The sequence below is a fragment of the Streptomyces fildesensis genome (assembly GCF_016107395.1).
In the GTDB taxonomy this organism is placed as follows: Bacteria; Actinomycetota; Actinomycetes; order Streptomycetales; family Streptomycetaceae; genus Actinacidiphila; species Actinacidiphila fildesensis.
Genome location: NZ_JAAIKO010000388.1, coordinates 1 through 229, shown reverse-complemented (window position 1 = coordinate 229; position 229 = coordinate 1). Strand labels below are relative to the sequence as shown.

Sequence of the window (229 nt, the reverse complement as noted above, 5' to 3'; positions counted from 1 at the left end):
AGATGGGGCGTGATGGGCGTAGAGCGCATCGACACCCGGCTGCTGGAAGAGCTCACCGAGCAGTCACAGGACCTGAACAGCGACGCGCTGCGGATCACCGGCAGTGCGTTGGACGACTTCGCCGATGTCACCGCACCCCGGTCGCGTCGTTGGTGGCAGCGGTCGGGGACGCTCGCCGGTGTGGCGGGGGCAGCGGCAGTGCTGTCCTCCGTGCGGGCCTCGGCCACCA

General features: G+C 69.9%; 1 pseudogene. It reads left to right on the top strand.

Annotated elements, in window-relative coordinates:
• Positions 1 to 12: 12 nt before the first annotated feature.
• Positions 13 to 229 (top strand): annotated as a pseudogene (locus C6N31_RS43285) (ferritin-like domain-containing protein); the annotation flags it as partial.